The organism is Pseudomonas sp. B28(2017) (assembly GCF_002113025.1).
Taxonomy (GTDB): Bacteria; Pseudomonadota; Gammaproteobacteria; order Pseudomonadales; family Pseudomonadaceae; genus Aquipseudomonas.
In genome coordinates this window covers 135,516-161,671 of sequence record NZ_NEJH01000006.1, presented here as the reverse complement: position 1 = coordinate 161,671, position 26,156 = coordinate 135,516, and the positions used below count along the sequence as shown (strand labels likewise).

General features: G+C 61.3%; 22 protein-coding genes and 1 riboswitch. Of the genes, 7 read left to right on the top strand and 15 right to left on the bottom strand.

Features of this window, described 5'->3' with window-relative positions:
• Window positions 1–28 precede the first annotated feature (28 nt).
• Window positions 29–1,243, bottom strand: coding sequence for a phosphoserine phosphatase SerB (serB, locus tag CAF65_RS17470; protein ID WP_057395688.1), 1,215 nt, complete (start codon window positions 1,241–1,243; stop codon window positions 29–31).
• A gap of 135 nt (window positions 1,244–1,378) precedes the next feature.
• Here serB and CAF65_RS17465 point away from each other — a divergent pair, with 135 nt between their 5' ends.
• A complete protein-coding gene (locus CAF65_RS17465; protein ID WP_085717401.1) occupies window positions 1,379–2,899 on the top strand; it encodes an AhpA/YtjB family protein in 1,521 nt (506 codons plus the stop codon).
• Window positions 2,900–3,149: 250 nt separating this feature from the next.
• Here the strand turns inward: CAF65_RS17465 and CAF65_RS17460 are convergent, their stop codons facing one another.
• The 9 genes from CAF65_RS17460 to CAF65_RS17420 all read right to left on the bottom strand — a co-directional run bounded on the left by CAF65_RS17460 (window position 3,150) and on the right by CAF65_RS17420 (window position 12,549).
• Window positions 3,150–3,866 (bottom strand): membrane integrity-associated transporter subunit PqiC, encoded by a 717-nt coding sequence (locus CAF65_RS17460; protein WP_085717400.1) that lies wholly within the window; start codon window positions 3,864–3,866, stop codon window positions 3,150–3,152.
• Between the two features lie 207 nt (window positions 3,867–4,073).
• Entirely contained in the window at window positions 4,074–6,341 is a 2,268-nt protein-coding gene (gene parC, locus CAF65_RS17455; protein ID WP_085717399.1) for a DNA topoisomerase IV subunit A, read from the bottom strand.
• A gap of 7 nt (window positions 6,342–6,348) precedes the next feature.
• Window positions 6,349–6,873 carry a TIGR02281 family clan AA aspartic protease gene (locus CAF65_RS17450; RefSeq protein WP_085717398.1) on the bottom strand — a complete coding sequence of 175 codons (525 nt, stop codon included), beginning with the start codon at window positions 6,871–6,873 and terminating at the stop codon, window positions 6,349–6,351.
• A complete protein-coding gene (locus tag CAF65_RS17445) occupies window positions 6,870–7,859 on the bottom strand; it encodes an esterase-like activity of phytase family protein (RefSeq protein ID WP_085717397.1) in 990 nt (329 codons plus the stop codon). The genes CAF65_RS17450 and CAF65_RS17445 overlap by 4 nt, the downstream gene beginning before the upstream one ends.
• The gene (gene parE / locus CAF65_RS17440) at window positions 7,859–9,763 is read right to left on the bottom strand and encodes a DNA topoisomerase IV subunit B (protein ID WP_008016922.1); all 1,905 of its coding nucleotides are present in this window, start codon (window positions 9,761–9,763) and stop codon (window positions 7,859–7,861) included. Before parE ends, CAF65_RS17445 begins: the two co-directional genes overlap by 1 nt.
• A gap of 56 nt (window positions 9,764–9,819) precedes the next feature.
• Entirely contained in the window at window positions 9,820–10,428 is a 609-nt protein-coding gene (locus CAF65_RS17435; RefSeq protein WP_085717396.1) for a YqiA/YcfP family alpha/beta fold hydrolase, read from the bottom strand.
• 147 nt (window positions 10,429–10,575) lie between these two features.
• Window positions 10,576–11,391, bottom strand: coding sequence for a 3',5'-cyclic-AMP phosphodiesterase (gene cpdA / locus CAF65_RS17430; protein WP_085717395.1), 816 nt, complete (start codon window positions 11,389–11,391; stop codon window positions 10,576–10,578).
• Between the two features lie 97 nt (window positions 11,392–11,488).
• Complete coding sequence (locus CAF65_RS17425; protein WP_007977461.1) at window positions 11,489–11,941, bottom strand: DUF1249 domain-containing protein; 453 nt, start codon at window positions 11,939–11,941, stop codon at window positions 11,489–11,491.
• Window positions 11,932–12,549 (bottom strand): NUDIX domain-containing protein, encoded by a 618-nt coding sequence (locus CAF65_RS17420; protein WP_008016925.1) that lies wholly within the window; start codon window positions 12,547–12,549, stop codon window positions 11,932–11,934. Before CAF65_RS17420 ends, CAF65_RS17425 begins: the two co-directional genes overlap by 10 nt.
• A gap of 224 nt (window positions 12,550–12,773) precedes the next feature.
• Here CAF65_RS17420 and CAF65_RS17415 point away from each other — a divergent pair, with 224 nt between their 5' ends.
• On the top strand, window positions 12,774–13,520 hold the full coding sequence (locus CAF65_RS17415; RefSeq protein WP_085717394.1) for an RsiV family protein: 747 nt from the start codon (window positions 12,774–12,776) through the stop codon (window positions 13,518–13,520).
• Here the strand turns inward: CAF65_RS17415 and cytX are convergent.
• Both cytX and thiC read right to left on the bottom strand, forming a co-directional pair.
• Window positions 13,489–14,781 carry a putative hydroxymethylpyrimidine transporter CytX gene (cytX, locus tag CAF65_RS17410; protein ID WP_085717393.1) on the bottom strand — a complete coding sequence of 431 codons (1,293 nt, stop codon included), beginning with the start codon at window positions 14,779–14,781 and terminating at the stop codon, window positions 13,489–13,491. The genes CAF65_RS17415 and cytX overlap by 32 nt on opposite strands.
• A 155-nt stretch (window positions 14,782–14,936) precedes the next feature.
• A complete protein-coding gene (gene thiC / locus CAF65_RS17405) occupies window positions 14,937–16,826 on the bottom strand; it encodes a phosphomethylpyrimidine synthase ThiC (RefSeq protein WP_085717392.1) in 1,890 nt (629 codons plus the stop codon).
• Between the two features lie 164 nt (window positions 16,827–16,990).
• Window positions 16,991–17,096: riboswitch (TPP riboswitch) on the bottom strand.
• Window positions 17,097–17,301: 205 nt separating this feature from the next.
• Here thiC and CAF65_RS17400 point away from each other — a divergent pair.
• Complete coding sequence (locus CAF65_RS17400; RefSeq protein WP_085717391.1) at window positions 17,302–18,741, top strand: TolC family outer membrane protein; 1,440 nt, start codon at window positions 17,302–17,304, stop codon at window positions 18,739–18,741.
• Between the two features lie 83 nt (window positions 18,742–18,824).
• On the opposite strand, the gene waaA is transcribed toward CAF65_RS17400, so the two are convergent.
• A complete protein-coding gene (gene waaA, locus CAF65_RS17395) occupies window positions 18,825–20,102 on the bottom strand; it encodes a lipid IV(A) 3-deoxy-D-manno-octulosonic acid transferase (RefSeq protein WP_085717390.1) in 1,278 nt (425 codons plus the stop codon).
• Between the two features lie 11 nt (window positions 20,103–20,113).
• Complete coding sequence (locus CAF65_RS17390; protein ID WP_085717389.1) at window positions 20,114–21,016, bottom strand: LysR family transcriptional regulator; 903 nt, start codon at window positions 21,014–21,016, stop codon at window positions 20,114–20,116.
• Between the two features lie 103 nt (window positions 21,017–21,119).
• On the opposite strand from CAF65_RS17390, the gene CAF65_RS17385 reads away from it, so the two are divergent.
• From CAF65_RS17385 to CAF65_RS17370, 4 genes are all read left to right on the top strand, one after another.
• Complete coding sequence (locus tag CAF65_RS17385; protein WP_007977444.1) at window positions 21,120–21,452, top strand: multidrug efflux SMR transporter; 333 nt, start codon at window positions 21,120–21,122, stop codon at window positions 21,450–21,452.
• A gap of 122 nt (window positions 21,453–21,574) precedes the next feature.
• Complete coding sequence (locus CAF65_RS17380; RefSeq protein ID WP_085717388.1) at window positions 21,575–22,750, top strand: FAD-binding oxidoreductase; 1,176 nt, start codon at window positions 21,575–21,577, stop codon at window positions 22,748–22,750.
• Entirely contained in the window at window positions 22,747–23,559 is an 813-nt protein-coding gene (locus CAF65_RS17375) for an aldo/keto reductase (RefSeq protein WP_085717387.1), read from the top strand. Before CAF65_RS17380 ends, CAF65_RS17375 begins: the two co-directional genes overlap by 4 nt.
• Window positions 23,560–23,591: 32 nt before the next feature.
• Complete coding sequence (locus tag CAF65_RS17370; protein ID WP_085717386.1) at window positions 23,592–24,560, top strand: metal ABC transporter ATPase; 969 nt, start codon at window positions 23,592–23,594, stop codon at window positions 24,558–24,560.
• Window positions 24,561–24,614: 54 nt separating this feature from the next.
• Here CAF65_RS17370 and hldE read toward each other — a convergent pair whose 3' ends face one another.
• The gene (gene hldE / locus CAF65_RS17365) at window positions 24,615–26,039 is read right to left on the bottom strand and encodes a bifunctional D-glycero-beta-D-manno-heptose-7-phosphate kinase/D-glycero-beta-D-manno-heptose 1-phosphate adenylyltransferase HldE (protein WP_085717385.1); all 1,425 of its coding nucleotides are present in this window, start codon (window positions 26,037–26,039) and stop codon (window positions 24,615–24,617) included.
• Window positions 26,040–26,156 lie beyond the last annotated feature (117 nt).

Below are 26,156 nucleotides of genomic sequence, written 5' to 3'. Positions count from 1 at the left end.
GGCTCGCTCCTACAGTTGTTTTGCGGTGTCAGAGCTGGCCGTCGCGATCGCGGAAGCCCAGCAAATACAGCACACCATCCAGCCCCAGCGTTGAAATCGCCTGCTTGGCAGACTGCTTGACCAGCGGCTTGGCGCGGAACGCCACGCCCAACCCGGCAATCGCCAGCATCGGCAGATCGTTGGCACCATCACCGACCGCAATGGTCTGCTCCAGGCGCAAGCCTTCCTTGTGTGCCAATTCCTTCAACAAATCTGCCTTGCGCTGGGCGTCGACAATCGGCTCGACCGCCACGCCGGTAACTTTGCCGTCGACCACTTCCAGTTCGTTGGCGAACACGTAGTCGATACCCAGTTTGGCCTGCAATTGCTTGGCAAAGTAGGTGAAGCCGCCCGACAGAATCGCGGTCTTGTAGCCCAGGCGCTTGAGCTCGGCGAACAGGGTTTCGGCCCCTTCGGTCAGGCGCAGCGAGGCGCCGATGGAATCCAGCACATTGACATCCAGCCCTTTGAGCAAGGCCAGACGCTCCTTGAAGCTGGCGCGGAAATCCAGCTCACCGGCCATTGCCCGCTCGGTGATTTCCGAAACCTTGTCACCCACACCGGCCGCCTTGGCCAGCTCATCGATCACTTCGGCTTCGATCAGCGTCGAGTCCATGTCGAACACCGCCAGCCGACGGTTGCGACGGAACAGCGAATCTTCCTGGAAGGCGATGTCGACATTCAGCTCCTGGGCAACGCTGAGGAATTCTGCCCGCAGCGCCTGCGGATCAGCCGCCTCGCCACGCACGGAAAATTCGATGCAGCCCTTGCCCTTGTCGGCCGGGGTATCCAGCGGCATGCGCCCGGAAAGACGATCGATGTGGTCGATGTTCAAGCCATATTTGGCGGTGATCGAGCTTACGGCCTGCAACTGCCCGGCTGTCACCTTGCGGGTCAACAGGGTCACGATGTGACGCTTTTTGCCCTGGTTGCCAACCCACTGCTGGTAATCCTGTTCGGATACCGGTGTGAAACGCACCTGTTGATCGAGTTCATAGCCCTTGAACAGGATGTCCTTGAGCACGGACTTGCCTTGCTCGGTGTCAGGAATTTCAACCAGGATGCCGAACGACAAGGTGTCGTGGATCACCGCCTGACCGATGTCGAGAATGTTCACACCACCCTGGGCCAGAACGCCGGTAATGGCCGCAGTCAGACCCGGACGGTCGACTCCCGTGATGTTTATCAGGACGATTTCGCGCAAGGCGCACCCCCGCAGGTGGAAAAAAACCGCATTCTACCCACTTTCAGTGACCATCGGGCACCGCGAGCGCTTTGACGGTCTAGGGCCTGTCGCTATACTGCGCGTCAACTTCACGGACAAAAGAGCCGAGCTCAAGTGAACCGGCCCACGCCAGTAAAAACCGACAACTTCTTCCTGCTGATCTTCCGGGCACTGCGCCACCGCCGTGTACCGATTGCATTGCGCATCGCCAGCCATAACGTGATCCTGGTCGCCCTGGCCCTGGTCATCTATGCCGGTGTGATGGGCTTGCAGTTCAAGCAGGCCATGCACGAGCAGGCGGATGCGCTGGGCGAAAGCCTGACCACGCAGACGGCCACCTCGGCTACCGAGCTGCTGGTGTCCAACGACATCCTCAGCCTCAACGTGCTGCTCAACAACCTGACCAAGAACAAGCTGGTGGCCCACGCTGCCATCTACAGTCCGGACAACCGCATCCTCGCCGAATCCGGTCAGCGCCCCAAGCATGGCCTGCTGGGCGAAGCCGAGGGCATGTACCAGAGCAAGATCACCTTCCAGGACGTGACCGCCGGACAATTGCGCATTAGCCTGGACATGGACCAGTTCCAGCAACCGATGACCATCAGCCTGCAAAGCATGGGCATCCTCAGCGCCATTCTGCTGGCCCTGTCTTTGGCCTTGAGCCTGCGCATGGGGCGTTATCTCTCCACGCCGCTGCTGCAATTGCGGGTGTGGCTGCGCAATATCGATGAATACACCCCGGCCACCGACCGCCAGGACGAGATCGGTGACCTGGCGCGTCAGCTGCACGCCAACTTCGCCCCGGAGCCCGCCGAGCCAGCCCCGGTGCCGGAACCGGAGTTCGACGACGTCGATGACGAGGCCGACCCGGCCTTCGAAGTACGTAACCTGCGCGATCCGAGCTTTGACGAGAGTCGCCCGGTAGCGGCGCTCAAGCCAGCGCCACGGCAGATCGTCAGCACCGTCGAAGACGACGATGATGAAGACCCCTTCGCCGATCTGCGCGACGAGTCACTGGGCAGCACCCCACAACCGGTCATTCGCCAGGCCACTCCGAGCATGCCGCAACACAGCGCAGTGCTGGCAGTGCAACTGGGCTCCCAGGAACAACTGCGTCGCCTGCCGCGGGCACGTCTGGAAGAACTGCTCGAACGCTATCGCGATTGCCTCGATCAGGCCGCGTCGCTGTATCAAGGCGAAGTGGAGACCTTGAACGATGGCAGCACCTTGATGCTGTTCCACACCGAAGACAGCGGCGACGATTACCTGACCAACGCCATTTGCTGTGGCGAGCTGCTGCGGGCCCTGGGCCACCAGTTGCAGATCGAAGTCGCGGACAGCGGCATCACCCTGCAATTGCAGCTGGGCCTGACCCTCGGCGAGGAACTGTTCGGCCTGAGCCAGATCGACCTGCTGCTGACCGATTCCGCCCAGGACGCCCTGGCCCTGTCGCAACACAGCCGCAACCTGCTGCTGGTGGAGCGCAAGATCAGCGATGACGCGTTGATCCGCCAGCGCGCGCGGATCCGCCCGATTGCCAGCCCTGAAGGTGCGTGCTGCGTGGAACGGTTGATGGAGCCATATCCGTCGATGCTTGAACGGCAATTGGCGCGGATGCACGAGCGCCGCGCTTAAGCCTCAGCCCCGGCCACAATGAAGCCCGCAGATGAGCGATCGTCTGCGGGCTTTTTGTTGCCTGTACTGACGCCTTCGCGGGCAGGCCCGCTCCCACAATGACTGCTCCGGTCACGATTGACGTGTACGACGCGCACCCTGTGGGAGCGGGCTTGCCCGCGAAGAGGCCGGAACTGACGCTAAAGATCTCCAACCCGCAGAAACAACAAAGCCCGCATAATGCGGGCTTTGTTTCAAATCCATCCTGCGGTCAGAAGCGGAACACTTCCATATCCGTACGAATAGGCGCGGCCATCGGGATCTTCGGCTGCTTTTCCTGTTCTACCGCAGGTGCTGCCGCCTTGGCTGCCGCCGGCTTGCGCGGGACTTCGGCGATCGGCGGCTGATTGGCCAGAGGCTTGATTGCCACCGACAGTTGCTCGGCCAGGCGTTGCAACAACACGCCCTGCGCCTGGACCTGCGCCGCCGTACTACCGGCATGCTGTTCCTGCAAATGGATGATTCGGTTGTCGCGGACCTGTCCGCGACGGTCGATCAGACGCCATTGCGCGTCGAGGATCGCCGGTTGTTTTTCACCCGAATCCAGGCGGGTGATGGTCAGCAGCACCTGAACGTCCGGGGTGAAACCCGCTGTCGCCGGGGCCAGCACTACGCGCTGGCTGTCCAGGCGACCTGAGACCTGACGCAGCAGCAACTGATCGATATCCGACGAAAGGCTGCCAGCCCAACGACCATCGGTCGAGGCTTGCAGGCTTCCATCCGGCTGTCGCTGCAACAGGGTTTCACGTTGCAGGTAGTCGGCCACGGTGACCGGGCCCAACAAAACCGCCATGCCAGCGTTCTGTGCAGGCTGAGCCGGACTTCCAGCATCCAGCTGGTACAACGACACCGGTTGGTGAACGCTGCAACCCGCCAGGCCAAGTACGCCGGCGAGCATGAGAATAAAAGGAAGGCGCAGAGCAGTCATCGTCCCATCCAGGTGATCGCCAAAAGGCTGACCACAGTGAAAATACTCAACAAATATTAAAAATGCGCGGCCAGGCCGACGCTTGAAAGGCCATATCATCCGTGAATATGCGTTCCGACTCCAGCGCAAAGCGCCGAACTACGGGTTAAATCGTAGTTCGGCGCCTCCAGGGGACGCTATCGACTGGTTTCCCCGCCGCGATGTCACCTAATTAAGGTTTTCGACGAGCAACGCATCTACCCGCTGGAAGCCACGCGGCAACTTGTTGCCCCGACGACCACGTTCACCCTTGTAGTGTTCGAGGTCGTCCGCTTTCAGCGACAAGGTACGTTTCCCGGCCTGCAACACCAGTGTTGCACCGTCCGGCAATACGGCGATGTCCGTCACATACTCTTCGCGACTGGCCACTCGTTCACCAGGAATCCCGATGATCTTGTTGCCTTTGCCCTTACCTAATTGTGGCAGGTCGCTGATCTTGAAGATCAGCAGGCGACCTTCGGTCGTCACCGACGCCAGCCAGTTCTGCTCACGATCGGCCACCGGACGCGGCAGCATGACCTTGGCATTGTTCGGCAGGCTCAACAGGGCCTTGCCCGCCTTGTTCTTGGCCTGCAGATCTTCACCCTTGACCACGAAACCGTAACCGGCGTCGGAGGCGATCACGTACAGCGCATCGTCTTCCGGCATCAGCACGCATTCGAAACTTGCACCTGGCGGCGGCGTCAGGCGACCGGTCAGCGGTTCGCCCTGGCCGCGGGCCGACGGCAAGGTGTGGGCAGCCACCGAGTAACTGCGGCCGGTGGAGTCGATAAACACGGCAAACTGGTTGGAGCGCCCCGCTGCCAACGCCTTGAAACCGTCTCCGGCCTTGTAGGAAAGCCCGGTGGCATCGATTTCGTGACCTTTGGCGGAGCGAATCCAGCCTTTTTCCGACAGCACGACCGTCACTTTCTCGTTCGGCAGCAGATCGTGCTCGGTCAGGGCCCGGGCCTCGGCGCGCTCGACAATAGGCGACCGGCGGTCATCACCGTAAGTTTCAGCGTCCTTGATCAGCTCGCTGCGCACCAGTTTTTTCAACTTGGCTTCGCTGCTCAGCAGGGCTTGCAGCTTGGCTTGTTCCTTGAGCAGTTCATCCTGCTCGGCACGCAGCTTCATCTCTTCCAGTCGCGCCAACTGACGCAGACGGGTGTCGAGAATGTAGTCGGCCTGGATTTCGCTCAGGGCGAAGCGTTCGATCAGCCTGGCCCGTGGTTGCTCCTCGGTACGGATGATGTGGATCACTTCATCCAGGTTGAGATAGGCAATCAACAAGCCATCCAACAGGTGCAGGCGACGCTCGACCTTGTCGAGGCGGAATTGCAGGCGACGACGCACGGTCTGCACCCGGAACTCCAGCCACTCGACCAGCAGCGCGCGCAAGTTTTTCAGCTGTGGCTTGCCATCCAGGCCGATGATGTTGATGTTGACCCGGTAGCTCGACTCCAGCTCGGTGCTGGCGAACAGGTGCTGCATCAGCGCATCGTGATCGAAGTTTTTCCGGGCACCCGGGATGATCACGATCCGGCACGGGTTCTCGTGGTCGGACTCGTCACGCAGGTCGGCAATTTGCGGCGCCTTGGACGGCTTGGCCTGCATCATCGCGGCGATCTGTTCCAGCACTTTGGCGCCCGAAACCTGATGCGGCAGCGCGGTAACGATGATGTCGCCGTCTTCGATGTGATACACGGCGCGCATGCGCACGGAACCGCGACCGGTTTCGTAGATTTTCAGCAGGTCGGCGCGCGGGGTGATGATTTCCGCTTCGGTCGGATAGTCCGGGCCCTGGATGTGTTCACAGAGCTGTTCGACTGTGGCCTTGGGCTCGTCGAGCAAGCGCACGCAGGCGGTGGCGACTTCGCGCAGGTTGTGCGGCGGAACGTCGGTGGCCATGCCCACGGCGATACCGGTGGTGCCGTTGAGCAGAATGTTCGGCAGACGGGCAGGCAAGACCAGCGGCTCGTCCAGCGTGCCGTCGAAGTTTGGCCCCCAGTCCGCCGTGCCCTGGCCCAGCTCGCTGAGCAGTACTTCGGAATAACGCGACAGCCGCGCTTCGGTGTAACGCATGGCGGCGAACGACTTGGGATCATCCGGAGCACCCCAGTTGCCCTGGCCGTCGACCAGCGTGTAGCGATAGCTGAACGGCTGGGCCATCAGCACCATGGCTTCGTAGCAGGCCGAGTCACCGTGGGGGTGGAACTTACCGAGCACGTCACCGACTGTACGCGCCGACTTCTTGTGCTTGGAATCGGCATCCAGCCCCAGCTCGCTCATGGCGTAGACGATACGCCGCTGTACCGGTTTCAGACCGTCGCCGATATGCGGCAAGGCACGGTCCATGATCACGTACATGGAGTAGTTGAGGTAGGCATTTTCGGTGAAGTCAGCCAGTGACCGGCGTTCTACACCGTCCAGGCTGAGATCAAGGGAGTCGCTCATGCGGGCCTCATCGGTTCGTTGTCTGGCGCAGCAGCATGGTGCCACCGCGCTGGGTAAATTCAAGTTTGTTCAGTGCGCTCATGCCGAGCAGCACCTGATCGCCATGCAGCCCCGGGGCCACCAGTGCGCGTACATCCCGCAGCACGATGTCACCCAGTTGCAGGCGTTCGATACGAGTGCGATAGCCCTGGCTCAGGCCATTGGCCGTGCTCAGGGTCACGCCGAATCCTTCTTCGAGCTTCAGGCGCCTGGCCAGGTCCGCCGGGATCGACACGTCGGTCGCCCCGGTGTCGAGCATGAAGTCCACCGGCTGGCCGTTGATCAGGCCGCTGGCGACGAAATGCCCTTGTACATTGCTGACCAGTTTCACCTCAATGAAACCTTCGCCCTGCTCCGAGCTGACCACAACATTCGGATTTTGCTGACGCGCTTCCCAGTGGCCGAAAAATCGCGTGGCCAGAAACAGCGCCGCACACCAGGCCAGCACCATAAACACCCGGCCGATGCGCTGCCCCGGCGATTGCTGCCTCACAGACTGGCACTCCAGCCACCTTCCGGTGCAGCGAAACGCCAGACCACCGGACGCACTTCACCATCGGCGCGCGGGCCGAAGTTATTGTCAACACCGATCCAGGCGCCGTCGGCATCCACGATCAACGCTTCTTCCAGCCCGTAATTCTGTGGATAACGACGGTTGTCCTGCAACAACTCGGCGGCGTACGACCAGCAGCGCTCGACCTTGGCCGTCTGCGGATCCCTGCGGCAGATCTGGTAGGCGTTGCGTTCAAGGGTGAACAGTTTGCCGTTGAACAGCGACAGGTCAGAGAAGTCCCGCGGAACAGCTTTGGCGTGGGGAAACTGCTCGGGCTGCATTTCCATGCCCGCCTCGCTCAACAGTACACAGCCACCTTCACAATCCCACACCGTCTGTTTGCGCTTGATCATCAGCAGTCCGCGACCTTGACGTTCGGCAGCGAGCCACATCTGATCGCCCGCCGGATTGATGGCCAGCCCTTCGAACAGTGCGTTGAATTGCAACAACAGACCACTGGCCCGCGCCTCGCGCACCAGCATCGGCGAAATCTTCAGCCAGGAGGCAGGCCCCGTTGGCGGCACTTGCAAGACAGCGGCATGGCCTTCGCTGACCACGTAACGATTGCCGGCGCCATCGCAGGTGATGCCCTCGAAGTCCAGATCGCCGCCACGTACGAACGCAGCCCCCCAGACACGAGACTTCAGCCCCCAGGGCAAGCCGCTGTCAGGCACCGGTGGTACATCAATGTGCAGCGCTTCGGCCTGCCAGGCAGATTCGCGGGTATCCAGGCGATAGATCTGATCATCGTCGCGGTCGGAAACCGCCCACAGCTCATTGCCGCACTGCGCCAGCCCGGACAGGTTGCCGCCGCGCATGCCTTCCACGACGTGCTCGGACAACAGGTGCAACTGTGGTGCCGGCCCGGCGCAGACCGTGATCGATGTCAGCAGCAACCCACAGGCCAGGGCAAAGCCCAGACGCATCAGCCCAGAACCTCGGCCAGGTTGCCCTTGGATTCCAGCCAGTTCTTGCGGTCACCAGCGCGTTTCTTCGCCAGCAGCATGTCCATGATTTCCGCAGTCGCCTCGAAATCATCCAGGGTCAGTTGCACCAGGCGCCGGGTGTTCGGGTCCATGGTGGTCTCGCGCAACTGTGGCGGGTTCATTTCGCCCAGACCCTTGAATCGCGTGACCTGCGGTTTGCCGCGCTTCTTCTCGGCCACCAGACGATCGAGAATGCCGTCGCGCTCGGCTTCATCCAGGGCATAGTAAATTTCCTTGCCCAGGTCGATGCGGTACAGCGGCGGCATGGCCACATAAACGTGACCGGCATCCACCAGCGCGCGGAAATGCTGAACGAACAATGCGCACAACAAGGTTGCGATGTGCAGGCCATCGGAGTCGGCGTCGGCGAGGATGCAGATCTTGCCGTAGCGCAGCTGGCTCATGTCGGCCGCGCCTGGATCGACACCGATGGCCACCGCGATGTTGTGCACTTCCTGGCTGGCCAGCACTTCGCTGCCGTCGACTTCCCAGGTGTTCAGGATTTTGCCGCGCAACGGCAGAATCGCCTGGAACTCTTTGTCCCGCGCCTGCTTGGCCGAGCCGCCGGCGGAGTCACCTTCCACCAGGAACAGTTCGGAACGCATCGGGTCCTGCCCGGCACAGTCGGCCAGTTTGCCCGGCAGCGCCGGACCCTGGGTAATGCGTTTACGCTCGACCTTCTTGCTCGCCTTGAGGCGACGGCCGGCGTTGTTGATCGCCAGTTCCGCCAGCAGCATGCCGGTTTCCGGGTTGGCGTTGAGCCACAGGCTGAACGCATCCTTGACCACCCCGGAGACAAACGCCGCCGCTTCACGGGACGACAGGCGCTCCTTGGTCTGGCCGGAGAATTGCGGCTCCTGCATTTTCATCGACAAAACGAAGGCAATACGCTCCCATACGTCCTCCGGCGCCAGCTTCACGCCGCGCGGCAACAGGCTGCGGAATTCGCAGAATTCGCGCATGGCGTCGAGCAGGCCCTGACGCAAACCGTTGACGTGGGTGCCGCCCTGGGCGGTAGGAATCAGGTTGACGTAGCTTTCCTGGACCGCATCGCCACCTTCCGGTAGCCACAGCAGCGCCCAATCCACCGCTTCCTTGTTACCGGCCAGGCTGCCGCAGAACGGCTCGTCCGGCAGGCGCTCGAATTCGCTGACCGCATCCACCAGGTAGGAACGCAGGCCGTCTTCGTAATGCCACTCGACTTTCTCGCCGGTGGCCTTGTCTTCAAAGCTGACCAGCAGCCCCGGGCACAACACGGCCTTGGCCTTGAGCACGTGCTTGAGGCGGCTGATGGAGAATTTAGGGGAGTCGAAGTATTTCGGATCCGGCGCGAAGAACACACTGGTACCAGTGTTGCGCTTGCCGACAGTGCCAACGATTTCCAGCTCGGTGGCCTTGTAGCCATCCTTGAAGGTCATCTGGTATTCGTTGCCGTCACGCTTGACCCGCACCCGCACTTCGGTGGACAAGGCGTTGACCACGGAAATACCCACCCCGTGCAAACCGCCGGAGAACTGGTAGTTCTTGTTGGAAAACTTGCCGCCCGCGTGGAGTTTGGTAAGGATCAACTCGACGCCCGACACACCTTCCTCGGGGTGAATGTCCACCGGCATGCCACGGCCGTCATCGCTGACTTCCAGGGAATGGTCGGCATGCAGGATCACCTGCACCGATCTGGCATGCCCGGCCAAGGCTTCGTCGACACTGTTGTCGATGACTTCCTGGGCAAGGTGGTTCGGCCGACTGGTGTCGGTGTACATGCCGGGGCGTTTGCGCACCGGGTCGAGGCCCGAGAGGACTTCGATGGCGTCTGCGTTATAAGAGCTAGCGCTGGGAGTAGCCATGGGGTCTCGTCGTCAGTGTTGCGTGAAAAAAGAAATCCATGAAAACAGGCACCGCATCAAAGCGATGTGAAATCAATTGCCTGATACAAATCGGCGCCAATGCCGGCAAAACTCAGCATGGCTGGCAGTTGCGCGGCAAACCCCTGGAAACTGTGGTCACCGCCCGCCTGGATACGCAAGGCACATGCCCGGTAATACTGCTGGGCGAGGCGATAGTCCAGCGTTTCGTCTGCCGTCTGCAACCATACCTGATAACGCTGCGGATCCCGGGGCGCCGGCACTTCCAGCTCGGCCAGGGCCGTCACGTGGTCGTGGGTCAATTCCCAGGCCTCTTCGGTATACAGGTTTTTCTGTGTCCCCAGATAGCCGTCGAACATCCGGTGCGGGCTGACGGCAGGGTTGATCAACAGGGCTCTCAAGCCAAGTCGCTCGGCCAGGTGAGTGGCATAGTAGCCGCCGAGCGAGCTGCCGACCAGCAGTGGCCGCCCCAGCTCGACAATCGTCCGCTCCAGCTGCGCGATAGCCTGGCGCGGGTGATGGTGCAGCGCCGGTACGCGCAAATGTTCGCTCAGGCCCAGACGCTCCATCACGTCGATCAACTGGCAAGCCTTCTTCGACAACGGCGAGCTGTTGAAGCCGTGGATATAAAGGATCGAACCGGACATTTGAGTTCCCTGGACGTCGGCTAAAGAGGCGGAGTTTACTGTAGGAGCGAGCAAGCTCGCGATGGTCGTCAACGATAACGGTGCAAACCTGGCGCCCCCGCGGTGTTCTCAGGCTAATCGCGAGCAGGTTCGCTCCTACAGGGGGGATCAGTAGCCGTTGGAACCGTAATCCACAGTAAAATCGAACCCCGTGACCCGCTCAACACCCGTTTCCAGCCGCCCGTCGGGCAGCAGTCGCAACCAGCGATACCCCGGCGCTTGCTCTGCGACCTTGAAATCCTCGCTGCCCGGCTCGAACTGGATACAGGTCGAGGGCGAGGCGATCAGACGCACGCCGTTACGCCATTGATCGATTTCCTGATGAACATGCCCCCACAACACCGCGCGCACCTGTGGAAAACGGTCCAGCACGGCGAACAGCGCCTCGGGATTGCGCAAGCCGATCGGTTCCATCCAGGCGCAACCAATGGACACCGGGTGATGGTGGAAGCACACCAGATGATGGCGCTCCGGCGCTTCGCTCAACGAACGGGCGAGCAACTGCAACTGTTCGTCCTGCAAATAACCCGGCACCGAGCCTGGCACCGCCGAATCGAGCAACGTGACCCGCCAGTTGCCGATATCCAGCACCGGTTCGAGCAAGGCACTCTGCACCGCCGCCTCAGCCATGATCTGCGGCTCATCGTGATTACCGGGAATCCAGCGCGCCGGCGCATCGAGCTGACGCGTCATGTCGCGAAATTGCCGGTAAGACTCCACCGTCCCGTCTTGGGACAGGTCACCCGTGGCCAGGATCAAGTCAATCCGCGGCTGTTGCGCGCGCACCAGTTCGATGACCTTTTGCAGACTGTCGCGGGTGTTCATGCCCAACAACGCGCCGTCCGCTTCGGCAAACAGATGGCTGTCGGAGAGTTGCACCAGCAACGCCGGATCGGCGGTGGTCAATGTGGATACGCTCGGCAAGGCGTTCTCCCAGATGGGTAAGTGCCGTAATTATGCTGGGGGATGACCGAAAGGGGAAACTGTTGAACCTGACGCAGTTCACAACTGCGTTGCCCGTTTAACGGACAACTTCGTACTCATGCCCCAGCGCCAGGCAATGGCTCAGCCATTCGCCCAGAAACATGTTCAGTTGGGCTTTTTCGTCCGGCTGGTGCATCGAGGCGTTCGGGTAAGGATAGATGCCGCGAAAGCGTCGCGCATGTTCGGCGCTGACCACTTCAGCCATGCGTGCGTCGTGATAGACCTGTACTTCCAGTTGCGGCACCGGCAGCCACGGCAGGCTGTGTTCCTGACGCACTTGCAGGGTCGTGGTGTAAGGACAGGTCAGCAACACTTCCAGCGCCAGCACACCCAGCATCTGGTCGCCATGGGTCACGGCGATGCGCCGCGCGGCAGGCTCACTGCGCATGTCCGGCAGCAGTCGCATCAGGCGCGCGTAGTTCGCCTCGCAGGACGCTTGCAGCCCCACCAGGTCCACCCGATAGCGATCGCGCAGCTTGTTTACGACCATAACCCCCTCACTTCAACGCGGTTCAAAGCAAGCCATTGCAAGGCAATGATGCTCGCCGCGTTGGCAATACGCCCGTCGCGCACGGCTTGCAGGGCATCTTCGAAAGCCCAGACCGTAACGCGGATGTCTTCTGCCTCTTCTTCCAGCCCATGCAGGCCGCCCACCCCGGTCGTGTCACAGCGCCCCAGGTACAAATGCACGAATTCGTTGCTGCCGCCCGGCGATGGAAAGTATTTGAGCATCGGCCAGAGCGCCCCGATCACAAGCCCAGCTTCCTCCTGCGCTTCGCGGTGAGCAACTGCTTCCGGTACTTCATCCTTGTCGATCAGACCAGCGACCAGTTCGATCAGCCAGGGATTGTCGGTCTTGCCCATGGCACCGACGCGAAACTGCTCGATCAGCACCACTTCATCGCGCTGCGGGTCGTAAGGCAGCATGCATACCGCGTCATGGCGAACGAACACTTCACGATTGATTTCGCGGCTCATGCCTCCGGCGAACAATTCGTGGCGCAAGTGCACACGTTCGAGTTTGTAAAAGCCCTCGTAGCACTTTTCGCGCCGCACGATATCAACGGCGGTCGGAATGGCGTTGGCAAAATCCGTCATGACAATCCTCGTTACTGCGATTCCTGAACGAGGCTGCTTTTTTCCTGGGCCTCGACTTCGCGCCATCCTAACGCGCGCGTGACGTTTGATGCAGCTCCTTTCCCGTCAGTGGGATGGACGGTGAGAGCGAAACCCACTCTAATTAGCTTAGTGGCGAACTGATTGCTTTGTTGAGAGTCGAAGCCGGTATCTTTTTGCCTTCCCCTGTTTCAGAAAGGATGCACATGTCGCTTTTCAAAATCGCCTCCGTGGCCGCTATCGCCCTGACCTTGGGCGCTTGCGCGAGTCTGTTCCAGCCCAACTACCGGACGCCGCTGGAAACCACCCGCGACGCTTCCGAGCAGCTCAAGCCCGGTTGCAGCAACCCGGATTGCCCGCTGGTCAACATCGACACCCTGCACTTCCCGGCCGAGCCACAATTGGACGGCATCATCGAAAATCGCCTGCTGCAGATGACTCGTACCTCGCCCGACGCGCCGGTCGCACCGACCCTGGCGGCCTATCGCGAAGAGTTTTTGCGCACCGCCGGCCCGCACAACAGCAGCTATCTGCAAGCGAAGGTACGTGAGCAGCATGACGGCTTGGTGATCGTCGAATTATCCAGCTACCTGGACACCGGCGGTGACCATGGCACGCCAGGCCGAGGTTTTATCAACTATTCGCGCCAGCAACATAAAGTGCTGACGCTGTCGGACATGCTGGTGCCAGGGCAGGAAGACGCGTTCTGGAAAGCGGCGCAGGTGGCGCACAACAGCTGGTTGATCAGCACCAAGCTCGATCAGGAACCGGAGTTCGTGAAGAGCTGGCCGTTCCAGAAAACCCGGAACGTGGCGCTGACCTACGGTGGGGTAATCCTCAAGTACGAAACCAGCAGCATTGCACCTTACGCGCTGGGTCATGTCGAACTGAAGATCCCCTACCCTCGCCTGAACGGCATCATCAAGCCCGAGCTGTTTCCCGGCCGTAACTGAAGGCCCGGCCCAGCACCAGTTGCAGCAACCCTGCCAGGACCAGCGCCGGCAGGGTGGCGCCCACATCCGGGTACAGGTTGGCCAGCAAATGATAGGTGCTGATCCCGCCCAGCCAGGCGAGCAGCGCCGGCCAGCGCAGTGCAATTGAGGCGACCTGGCCACTGCGCTTACGCAGGATGAAGTGATCCACCAGCACCACGCCGAACAATGGCGCAAACACCGAACCGATCAGCAGCAGGAAGTTCTGGTACTGGGCCAATGGCGCCAGCAGGGCAATCAGCGTGCAGATAACGCCAATAGCCAGGGCCAGATGCTCGACTTTGGCGCGCAACAGAATCCCGCTGGACACTGCCGCCGAGTGAATATCGGCAAAGGCGTTTTCCGATTCGTCCAAAAGAATCAGCAGCAGCGGAATCCCCAGGCCAGCCCCGGCCAATGCCAGCAGCAAGGCATTGACTTCACCGCTCGGCGCGAACGCCAGGGTGTAGGCCACGCCCAGGCTCATCAGCCAGAAATTGCCGATGAAGAAACCGATGGCGGTGCCACCGAAGACGTTTTTCGCCCGTTTGCCGAAGCGCGAATAGTCGGCAATCAGCGGCAACCACGACAGCGGCATGGCGATGGCGATGTCGAAACCCACGGCAAACGGCATCGAACCGTCACCGGCCTGGGCCCACAACGCAGCCAGGTCGGCCTTGGCGAACAGGTTCCAGGTCAGCCAGGTGCACGCGGCCAGCAGCAGCCAGATGCCCCATTTGCGCAGGATCTGCCGGACGAAAGCCAGCGGACCGCTGACCGCCAGCAAGGTCGCCAGTGCGCCGAAGAACAGTGTCCACAACAGCGGACTGGACAGCAGGCTGCCTTCACTGAACGCTTTGGCGCCCAACAGGCTGGCGGCATCGCGCATGACGATGATTTCGAACGAACCCCAGCCGATCAATTGCAGCAGGTTCAGCACCGCCGGCAGGCTCGCGCCTTTGGTACCGAGGCTGAGCTTGAGTGCGGCCATCGACGACAGGCCGGTATCACTGCCGATCACCCCGACCGCCGCCAGCAGCAGAACGCCGACCAGGGTGCCAAGAAAAATTGCCAGCAACGAACCGGACAGGCCCAGGCCTGGCGCGAGCAAGGCACCGGTCTGCAAGACCATAAGGCCGATGCCGAGGGAAAACCACAGGGAAAACAGATCGCGGCCACCGAACACGCGCTTGTCGGTCGGCACCGCGATGTCAGGTGAATAAGTACTCGGTTGAATGCTCAAGGGTGTTATCTCAGAGGGACATTTGTTGTTGTGTAGATCGCTTTCGCGAGCAGGCTCGCTCCCACAGGAGAATGCATTCCAATGTGGGAGCGACGGTGCGACGACTCGACCTGCTCGCGAAGAGGCCCTTTCAGGCCCCACCTTTTCAGGTCAGATCAAACTTTCTGGTACAACTGGCTGCCTTCCTGCTTGAAGCGCTCGGCCTGTTCCGCCATGCCTTTGGCGACGTCCACGTCGACCGCTTCGATCCGTTGGTTGGCCGCATATTCGCGGACTTCCTGGGTGATTTTCATCGAGCAGAACTTCGGCCCGCACATCGAGCAGAAATGCGCGACCTTGGCCGAATCCTTCGGCAGGGTTTCATCGTGATACGAACGGGCGGTGTCCGGATCGAGGCCCAGGTTGAACTGATCCTCCCAACGGAACTCGAAACGCGCCTTGCTCAAGGCATTGTCGCGGATCTGTGCCCCCGGATGCCCCTTCGCCAGATCGGCGGCATGCGCGGCGATCTTGTAGGTGATGATCCCGGTCTTCACGTCATCCTTGTTCGGCAAGCCCAAGTGTTCCTTCGGCGTCACGTAGCAAAGCATGGCGCAACCGAACCAGCCGATCATCGCCGCACCGATGCCGGAGGTGATGTGGTCGTAGCCCGGCGCGATGTCGGTGGTCAGTGGGCCGAGGGTGTAGAACGGCGCCTCGTCGCAGCACTCGAGCTGCTTGTCCATGTTCTCTTTGATCAACTGCATCGGCACGTGGCCCGGGCCTTCGATCATGCACTGCACGTCATGCTTCCAGGCAATCTTGGTCAGTTCGCCGAGGGTTTCCAGTTCGCCGAACTGCGCCTCGTCGTTGGCATCGGCAATCGAGCCCGGACGCAGGCCATCGCCCAGCGAGAAGCTGACGTCGTAGGCCTTCATGATTTCGCAGATGTCTTCGAAATGAGTGTAGAGGAAGTTCTCTTTGTGGTGTGCCAGGCACCACTTGGCCATGATCGAACCACCACGGGAGACAATGCCGGTGACGCGCTTGGCGGTCATCGGCACGTAGCGCAGTAACACGCCGGCGTGGATGGTGAAATAGTCGACGCCCTGCTCGGCCTGCTCGATCAGCGTGTCGCGGAACAGCTCCCAGGTCAGGTCTTCGGCCACGCCGCCGACTTTTTCCAGGGCCTGGTAGATTGGCACGGTACCGATCGGCACCGGCGAGTTGCGGATGATCCACTCGCGGGTTTCGTGAATGTGCTTGCCGGTGGACAGGTCCATGACCGTGTCCGAACCCCAGCGAATGCCCCAGGTCAGCTTCGCCACTTCTTCTTCGATGGACGAACCCAGGGCGCTGTTGCCGATGTTGCCGTTGATCTTCACCAGGAAGTTACGGCCGATGATCATCGGTTCCAGTTCGGTGTGGTTGATGTTGGCCGGAATGATCGCGCGGCCGCGGGCGATTTCGTCACGGACAAATTCAGGGGTGATGATTTTCGGCACGCTGGCGCCGAAACTGTGGCCGGCATGTTGCTGGTCCAGCAGACCGGCGGCGCGGGCCACTTCCAGCTTCATGTTTTCACGGATGGCGACGTATTCCATCTCGGCGGTGATGATGCCTTTGCGCGCGTAGTGCATCTGGCTGACGTTGGCCCCCGGCTTGGCACGGCGCGGGTTGTTGACGTGAGCGAAGCGCAGCTTGGTCAGCTCCGGATCGGCAAGGCGCTCCTGGCCGAAATTCGAGCTCAGACCGCTCAGGCGCTCGGTATCGCCACGGGATTCGATCCACGGCGAACGCACATCGGCCAGGCCTTTGCGCACATCGATGATGACATTGGGGTCGGTGTACGGACCCGAGGTGTCGTACACCACCACCGGCGCGTTGACCTCGCCACCGAAGTCGGTCGGCGTCACGTCCAGGCTGATTTCGCGCATCGGCACGAGGATGTCCGGGCGAGTGCCCTGAACATATATTTTTTGCGAGCGGGCAAACGGCTGAACCGATTGTTGATCGACCTTGGCCGACTCACTCAGGTTGGTGGCGATTTTTGCTTTTGTAGTCATCACGGGCTCTCCAGACAGCATCCAGGCAGTGGATTTTTGTCGGAGCGAACCTGTAAACGAATGGACGCACGGGCGCTGGGAAAACCAGCTGTGCTGTGCTCAGTGCTCGAGGGGTGTTCGATTGTCGAACAACATCCCGGACGAAGCACAAGAGGACTCGCCGGGTGACGAGAAATCTTGTTCCCTACGCAGGCGCTAACCTGATCAGGTTCAACGGGATCCGAAATTATTCGATCTCAGCCTCATAGCAAGGCACCCCGACAAGAACCCGGCCAGTCTAGACACAACTGGCGAAGAACGCCAACCCCACTGCAATCACCATGATGAATGGCGTAATAACACGCAGTATCAGGATTGTTGCCGCCCGAATGCACAACTACACTCGCTACGCTGAGTCGCGCATTGGCGCTGTCAAGGCAGCGCCTTAGCCTTGGCGCTCAAATTACCTGTGCAATATCAATTCTAGGGAACGTTTATGCTGCGCAAACTCTCACTGGCCCTTGCCGTGTCTTGTGCGACCAATGGAATGGCCTGGGCAGCAGATGCGCCCTTATCGAACAAGACGGACCTTGTCAGCGTTTATCAGGAAGCCGTCAACAACAACGCCGACCTGGCGGCTGCGATCGCCCAATACGGCGCGCAGAAGGAAGTCGTACCCCAAGCCCGCGCCGGGCTGCTGCCGAACCTCTCGGGCGGAGCGAATATTTCCGAGGTGCGTACGGATCTCGATCAACCGTCCGCCACGTCCAACCGCGATGCTCATTCGTACCAGGCCACCCTGGCGCAACCCTTGTTCCGCGCCGATCGCTGGTTCCAGTTCCAGGCGGCCAAGGAAGTCAACGAACAGGCCGCCCTGCAACTCTCGGCGACCGAGCAGAACTTAATCCTGCAAACGGCTCAAAGCTATTTCAACGTGCTGCGCAGCCAGGACAACCTGGCCTCGACCAAGGCCGAAGAAGCGGCGTTCAAACGCCAGCTTGATCAGTCCAACGAGCGCTTCGATGTCGGCCTCTCGGACAAGACCGACGTATTGAACTCACAAGCCAGCTACGACACCGCACGCGCCAACCGCATCGTTGCCCAGCGTCAGGTGGATGATGCCTTTGAAGCATTGATCACCCTGACCAACCGCCAGTACAACTCGATCTGGGGCATCAGCCATAACTTGCCGATCCTGCCGCCAACACCGAACGACGCCAAGGCCTGGGTCGAAACGGCGGGCAGGCAGAACCTCAATCTGCTGGCCAGCAACTATGCCGTCAGCGCCGCCGAGCAAACCCTCAAGCAGCGCAAGTCCGGGCACTTGCCTACGGTTGACGCGATAGCCAAGTACGAGAAAGGCGACAACGACGCACTGGGCTTCAGCAACCCGAATAACCAGCCCGTGCCGTACGGTGGCAACGTCTCGCAAACGACCGTTGGCCTGCAACTGAACATCCCGATCTACAGCGGTGGCCTGATCAGCTCCCAGGTGCGTCAATCGTATGCACAACTGGACCAGACCGAGCAGCAGCGCGAGTCCTTGCGCCGGCAGGTCGTGGAAAACACCCGCGACCTGCACCGCGCGGTGAACACCGATGTCGAGCAGGTACAGGCGCGCAAGCAATCGATCATCTCCAACCAGAGCGCGGTGGAAGCGACCGAAGTCGGCTATCAGGTGGGTACGCGAAACATCGTCGACGTGCTGGATGCACAGCGTCAGCTGTACACCTCGGTGCGCGACTACAACAACACCCGCTACGACTACATCCTCGACAACCTGCGCCTGAAGCAACAGGCCGGCACGTTGAATCCGGGGGATCTGCAAACCCTGGCACGCTGGCTCAACCCCAACTACAACCCGGACAAGGACTTCCTGCCACCGGATCTGGCCAAGGCTGCGGAGGAGCAGTTGAAAGCGCGACCGGAGCAGTAAAAGCAAAGCTTCGCGAGCAGGCTCGCTCCCACACTCGAAACACTGTGCAAGCGAGCCTGCTCGCGGATGAATACAGCGCGGTCTTAGCGGTCGATCAACCGCCCCAACCCGTCCAGCAACCGTTGCAACGCCCCCTGATTGGCGCGCATCACCTTCAGCCCGGCCTCTGCCATGCGCTGCGCATCACGCGGCAGTTCGAACAGCCGCTGCACCGCCACCGCCAGCCCTTCGGCATCCTCCACTTCCTGCAACGCCCCGGCACTGCGCAACTGCGTGGCGATTTCGAGGAAGTTGAAAAGATGCGGCCCACTCAGCACCGGCTTGGCGAGGGCTGCCGGCTCCAGCAGGTTATGCCCGCCATTCGGTACCAGGCTGCCGCCGACGAATGCACTGTCAGCCAGGGCGTAGAGAAACAGCAACTCGCCCATGGTGTCGCCAAGCAACACTGAAGTATTCGCACTGACCGCATCGCCGCTGGAACGCCGGACCGTGGCAAAACCTTGTTGCTGGCACAATCCGTACACCGAATTGAAACGCTCCGGATGACGCGGTACCAGAATCAGCAAGGCATCGGGGTGATTGGCCAACAACTGACGATGGGCCGCCAGCACGACCTCGTCTTCGCCATCATGGGTACTGGCCGCGATCCACACCGGTCGTTCCAGCGCCTGCCATTGCCCGCGCAATTGGTTGGCGCGCTCAAGCAGTTGCGGGTCGATGGTCAGGTCGAACTTGATCGAACCGGTCACTTCGACGGTTTCCGCCCGCGCGCCCAGGTCGCGAAAGCGTTGGGCTTCGGCTTCGGTCTGCACCGCGAACAGGCTCATCTCGGCCAACATCGGCTGGGTCAGCTTGCGGAACCGGCCGTAGCCCCTGGCCGAACGTTCGGACAGCCGCGCATTGGCCAACGCCACGGGAATCCCGCGCTTGGCACATTGATGGATATGGTTGGGCCACAGTTCGGTTTCCATGATCACCGCCAGTTTCGGCTGGACCCGATCGAGCAAGCGCCGGGCGGCGCAAGGCAGGTCGTAAGGCAGATAGCAGTGCTGGATGCGCGGCTCATTGGCGAACAGTGCCTGGATCCGTTCCGAACCGGTTGGTGTCATGCAGGTCACGGTGATCGGCAGATTCGGATAACGCGCCAGCAAGGCTCGGATCATCGGTGCGGCAGCGATGCTTTCGCCCACCGACACGGCGTGCACCCAAATGCCGCCCGGCTTCATCGCCGGCATCCCATAGGAGAAGCGCTCGCCGATGCGCCTGGCATACGCCGGCGCCTTGCGCGCGCGCAGCCAAAGCCGAATCGCTACCAATGGCAGCCCCAGATAAAACAGCGCGGTGTAAAGAGTTCTATTCATGGCGGCGGAGTTTATCGGCTTTTTTCGCCAATCGCCTGCAAGTGCACGGCAAAACGTTCGGCGAGCCAGCGCGCGGCCGGACCGAGTGGTTCATCCCGGCGCCATACCAGTTCCACCACCAGGGCCGGCGGGGTCCATTCGCTGGCCAGTTCGACCATCTGATTCTGATAGGTCGGGTACTGCACCACGTGGCGTGGCAACCAGGCCCAGCCGAGGCCGCGCACCAGCCATTCGGCCATCACATAGAAACTGTCGGCACGCCAGACTTGCGGGCTGGCCGGATCACTGCCGGGATAAATGCTCGACTCCGCGGACATCAGCAACTGCCGATGCTGCGCCAGTTGTTGGCCGTCCACTGAGCCTTTGCGCGCCAACGGATGGTCCTTGCCGCACACCGTGACCATTTCCACGCTGCCCAGTACCCGCCGCTCAAGTGCCTCGGGAATCTGATCGTGAAAGAACAGCAGCCCAAGATCGGCGCGCCGCTCCACCAGCTTACGCGCGACATCGCCCTGGGCGGCGCTGGTCAGTTGCACTTCAAGGCTGGGGAATTTTTCCGCCAGGGCCTCGAAGCTTTCGATGATCGGCTGATAAGGCATCGCTTCATCCTGCGCCACACGCAGTCGTGCCTCCTGCCCGCGCATCATTGCCAATGCCCGGCCATTGAGTCGTTCGCACTGGCGCAATACTTCCCGTGCTTCGTCCAGCAACGCCGTGCCGGCTTCGGTGAGTTTCGGTTGTCGGCCGCTGCTGCGGTCGAACAGGCTGACGCCCAGGTCTTCTTCCAGCAACGCAATCGAGCTGCTGACCGCCGACTGTGCCTTGCGCTGGTCCCGCGCCACGGCAGAAAACGAACGCTGCTCCGCTACGCTGACAAACAACCGCAGCTGCTCCAGATTCCATTGCGTGCTCATGGCTCAACCCATCTTCCATTCAGATAGGTAATGACTTTACCGCATCTGGCAACTCACTAGAATGCCGACCTCAGAGAGCAACACTTCACACGAGGATTGACCCATGACCGCTTACTACTACCTGGCCATAGCCATCTGCGCCGAAGTGATTGCCACTGTTTCGATGAAAGCCGTCAAAGGCCTCAGCACCCCGCTGCCCTTGGTGCTGGTCATCCTCGGCTACGGGATTGCCTTCTGGATGCTGACCCTGGTGGTGCGCAGCGTTCCGGTGGGCGTGGCGTATGCCGTATGGGCCGGAATGGGGATTGTGATGGTCAGCGTCGCGGCGCTGTTTATCTATGGGCAGAAGCTGGACGTGCCGGCGATGCTGGGGATGGCACTCATTGTCCTTGGCGTGGTGGTCATCCAGCTCTTCTCCAAAACCGCCGGGCACTAAGTCCGAAGCACCATTCATTGTGGGAGCGAGCCTGCTCGCTCCCACAGGTTTTGTACTCCAGTAAATCCCCTCCACTTCGAGTCTGTATACTGCGCCCTCGTCTTGAACACAGAGGTCGCTGCATGCCATCCGTTATTTCCACCGACGTTCTGATTGTCGGCGCTGGTGTCGCCGGCCTCTGGCTGAATGCGCGTCTGCGCCGCCAGGGTTTTTCGACCGTGCTGGTGGAAAGCGCCAGCCTCGGCGGCGGGCAGAGTGTGAAGTCCCAGGGCATCATCCACGGCGGTGCCAAATACGCGCTGCACGGCGCCCTGACCGGTGCCTCGGAAGCCATCGCCGACATGCCGCGCCGTTGGCGTGAAGCCCTGGCGGGCAATGGTGAGCTGGATCTGTCCGGCGTGCGTTTGTTGTCCGAAGCCCATTACCTCTGGTCCCCCGGCACCCTCGCCGGCAACCTCACCAGTTTCTTTGCCAGCAAAGCGGTGCGCGGTCGCGTCGATCAGGTCAAGGGTGAACAATTGCCGCCGGCCCTGCAAGACAAGCGTTTCAAGGGCAAGGTCTATCGCCTGGCGGAACTGGTGATCGATGTGCCGAGCCTGATCCAGCGCCTGGCCGACCTGGCGGGAGATGGCTTGCTCGCCGGGCAGAACATCGAGCCGTTGCTGGAGAATGGTGAGCTGGTCGGCTTGAAAGTCGATGAGCGCGAAATCCGCGCCCAGCGCATCGTACTCAGCGCTGGCGCCGGCACCGCCGACCTGCTCACCGCGCTCGGCCTGAGCCAGCCGGCCATGCAGCGCCGACCGCTGCACATGATCATTGCCAAAGGCCCGGGCCTCAAGCCACTGTACGCCCACTGCCTGGGCGGCGGCACCAAACCGCGCCTGACCGTGACCACCCACCCGGCCGCCGATGGTCAATGGGTCTGGTACCTGGGCGGCGACATCGCCGAAGCCGAAGGCGTGGCCCGCGAGCCCGCCGAGCAAATCGCTACCGCCCGCAAAGAGCTCGGCCAATTACTGCCGTGGATCGACCTGAGCAGCGCGCAATGGGCGACCCTGCGGGTCGACCGCGCCGAACCGTTGCAATCGGGGTTGACCCGCCCGGACAACGCCTTCCTCGCCGAACAGGATCGCCTGCTGGTGGGCTGGCCGACCAAACTCGCCCTGGCGCCGGACTTCGCCGACCGGGTCATCGCCAGCCTGACCCGCGATGGTATCCAGCCAAGCCACCCGGCAGCGCTGCCTGAACTGCCGAAGCCGCCGATGGGCGTACCTGCCTGGGAGCAACTGCTGCCATGAGCCAACCGACCCTGCACGACTTGCATCGCCCGTTGGGCAGCACTGGCCTGCTGGTTTCACCCCTGGGCCTGGGCACGGTGAAACTGGGCCGCGACCTGGGAGTGAAGTACCCCAACGGCTTCCGGATTCCCGATGACGATGAAGCACGCATGCTGCTCAAGCTCGCCCGCGACCTGGGCATCAACCTGATCGACACAGCCCCGGCCTATGGTCGCAGCGAAGAACGTCTCGGTCCGTTGCTGCGCGGCCAGCGTGAGGATTGGGTGATTGTCAGCAAGGTGGGCGAAGAGTTCACCGACGGCCAGTCCCGTCACGATTTCAGCGCTGCACACACGCGAATGTCAGTGGAACGCAGCCTGCAACGCCTGGAAACGGACTTCATCGACCTGGTGCTGGTGCACTCCGATGGTAACGACCTGGCGATCCTCAATAATGGCGAAGTCTACGAGACCCTCGCCGAGCTCAAGGCCGAAGGCAAGATTCGCGGCTTCGGATTTTCCGGCAAAACCGTCGACGGCGGCCTGAAGGCGCTGGAGCAAGGCGACTGCGCGATGGTCACCTACAATCTGAACGACCAGAATGAGAAGGCCGTCATTGACTATGCTGCTGCACACGGCAAAGCCATTCTGGTCAAGAAAGCCCTCGCCAGTGGTCATGCATGCCTGAGTCCGGGCGTGGATCCGGTGCGCGCCAGTTTCGAGCTGTTGTTTGAACATCCGGGTGTTGCCAGTGCTATTGTCGGGACCATCAATCCGCTGCACCTCGCCCACAATGTCGCGACCGTTGCCCAGGTCCTACGTAGCCACTGATGCCGCCCACGCGGCCTTAAGCAGGAGCCGACATGCCGCGCACGCTCATAAGAAAGAACCCGAGCAACTTCAAGACCCTGCCGTTATTCGTCGAAGCGACTCCCGAAGGCCTGGCTTATCAGAGCGTCGGCAGGCCGCTGAATTTCTCCCAGACCCTGCAACGTCGTCGGCCGGTGACGGTCGGCGACAGCGAGCGGTTTGCCCTGGAGCTGGCCAATCTCGGAGTGTCAGTGCGCCTGACCCTGCATTGGCAGAATCGTGACTATTGGGTGCTGGTACGCCAGCGTCGTCAGGACCGTGGCGATGTGGTGCTCAAGCTGATCTCCGGATATGTGCCAGCCCATGAACTGAACCTGCCCTTGCACACAGCGATTCAGGAGATTGCCGAAGAATGCCTGCTGGAAACCCCCGAAGGCTGGCTCGGCGGGCGGTTCAATGACACCTGGCTGCCGACACCCTACTCGGCCGCCCTGCATTACCGTGAGGCCCTGCCATTTCGCCTGTCGCCACTGTCCGGCTCGGCGCGGCCAGTACGTTGCGCCAATCTGATGCTGATGGAGCGCCCGCGGGCTTACGTGCATTTGCCAACGGCGTCACTGCAACTGATTTACGACTTGCGCCTGGACGTTCCCAGAGAAGCCAAATCCCTGAGTCTGTTCCATGTCGATGAAAGACTCGAAGGCGATCAACTCGTCGCCCGTCTCGACCGCAAACGCCCCGATCTGTACTTGATGCCCTTGCAGGACGGTCACCCGATGGCTGAGCTCTATACCTTGAAAAAGGATCAGCTGTACCCGGCCAGCACGCGCGGCCTGTACCTGGCCGAGAGTTTTGCCCGACAGGAAGGCTGGCTGGTGCGCGATGAACGAATTCGCTGGAAGGACTGGGTGAGGCAGCAAGGCTTGACCCCGCCGGGGAAGGATTCGGGACTGGCGCGGTTGCGCGGGAAGGCCAGGCTGCTGCTGAAGAAGATCGTACCGCGTAAAAAAGTCAGCTCCTGAAGGTGTACACATAACTCTGTAGAAGCGAGCAAGCTCGCTCCTACAGAGGCTATTTTATTCGGACTTGCGGATCTTCTCGACAATCGCGGTGGTCGAGCTGTTTTCCACCAGCCCCAACACTTTCACTGTGCCGCCGTAGGCTTTCACGATGTCCGCGCCGACCACCTGGTCGATCCCGTAGTCACCGCCCTTGACCAGCACATCCGGCTTGACTGCGCTCAACAGGCTTTCCGGTGTGCCTTCCGGAAAGCTGATCACCCAGTCCACCGCGCCCAGACCGGCCAGTACCGCCATGCGCCGGTCGACGCTGTTGATCGGACGGCCCGGCCCTTTCAGGCGGCTGACCGATGCATCGTCGTTGATCGCAACGATCAGGCGATCACCCTGGGCCCGCGCCTGCTCCAGATAGGTCACGTGGCCGGCGTGCAGGATATCGAAGCAACCGTTGGTGAACACGATCCGCTCGTTGTGCGCGCGGGCATCATCGACCGCCAGCAACAGTTGCTCAAGACCCAGTACACCGCGCTCGGAACCCTCCTCGCGCTGAATCGCACGACGCAGTTCCGGCGCACTGATGGCCGCCGTACCGAGCTTGCCGACCACGATGCCGGCCGCCAGGTTGGCCAGGGCCACCGCGTGGGGCAGTTCTTCACCTGCGGCAATCGCAGCCGCCAGGGTGGAAATCACCGTATCGCCGGCACCGGTCACGTCGAACACTTCACGGGCACGGGCCGGCAAGTGCAGCGCCGGATGATCCGGGCGCAGCAAGGTCATGCCGTGCTCGCCACGGGTCACCAGCAAGGCGCCGAGGTCCAGGTCGTGCATCAACTGCGCGCCCTTGTTGACCAGCTCGTGCTCATCGACGCAACCACCGACAATGGTTTCGAACTCGCTGAGATTCGGCGTGATCAGGCTCGCACCGCGGTAGATCGAGAAGTCCTTGCCCTTGGGATCGGCCAGCACCGGAATGCCGCGGGCACGGGCGGCCTGGATCAGCGCCTGATGGTTTTTCAGCGCGCCTTTGCCGTAGTCGGACAACACCAGCACCTTGATGCCTTCGAGCAACTCATCGACCTGCGCGGCCAACGCCAGTGCATCGGTGGCGAAGGGTTCTTCGAAGTCGATACGCAGCAATTGCTGGTGACGACTCATGACCCGCAGCTTGACGATGGTCGGCTGATGCGCAATGCGCTGGAAGATGGCCCGCACGCCAGCGCCCTTGAGGCTGTTGACCAGGCTGTTGGCGGCTTCATCGTCGCCTGTGACACCGACCAGCGAGGCCGGAGCCCCCAGGGCGGCAATGTTCAAGGCAACGTTGGCAGCGCCGCCCGGACGGTCCTCGATGTGATCGACCTTGACCACCGGCACCGGCGCCTCAGGAGAAATCCGTGAGGTACCACCATGCCAGTAACGGTCGAGCATGACATCGCCAACCACCAAGACAGGGGCTTGATCGAATCGCGGCATGGACAACTTCATGGTGCAACCCACATACAGAATGAACAGGGGCGCGATATTAACACAGGGTTGGTGTCGGCTTGTGCGGTGGCTGCAACGGGATGATTCGCCAGCATTTTTTGCTCATTTTTTGAGCAA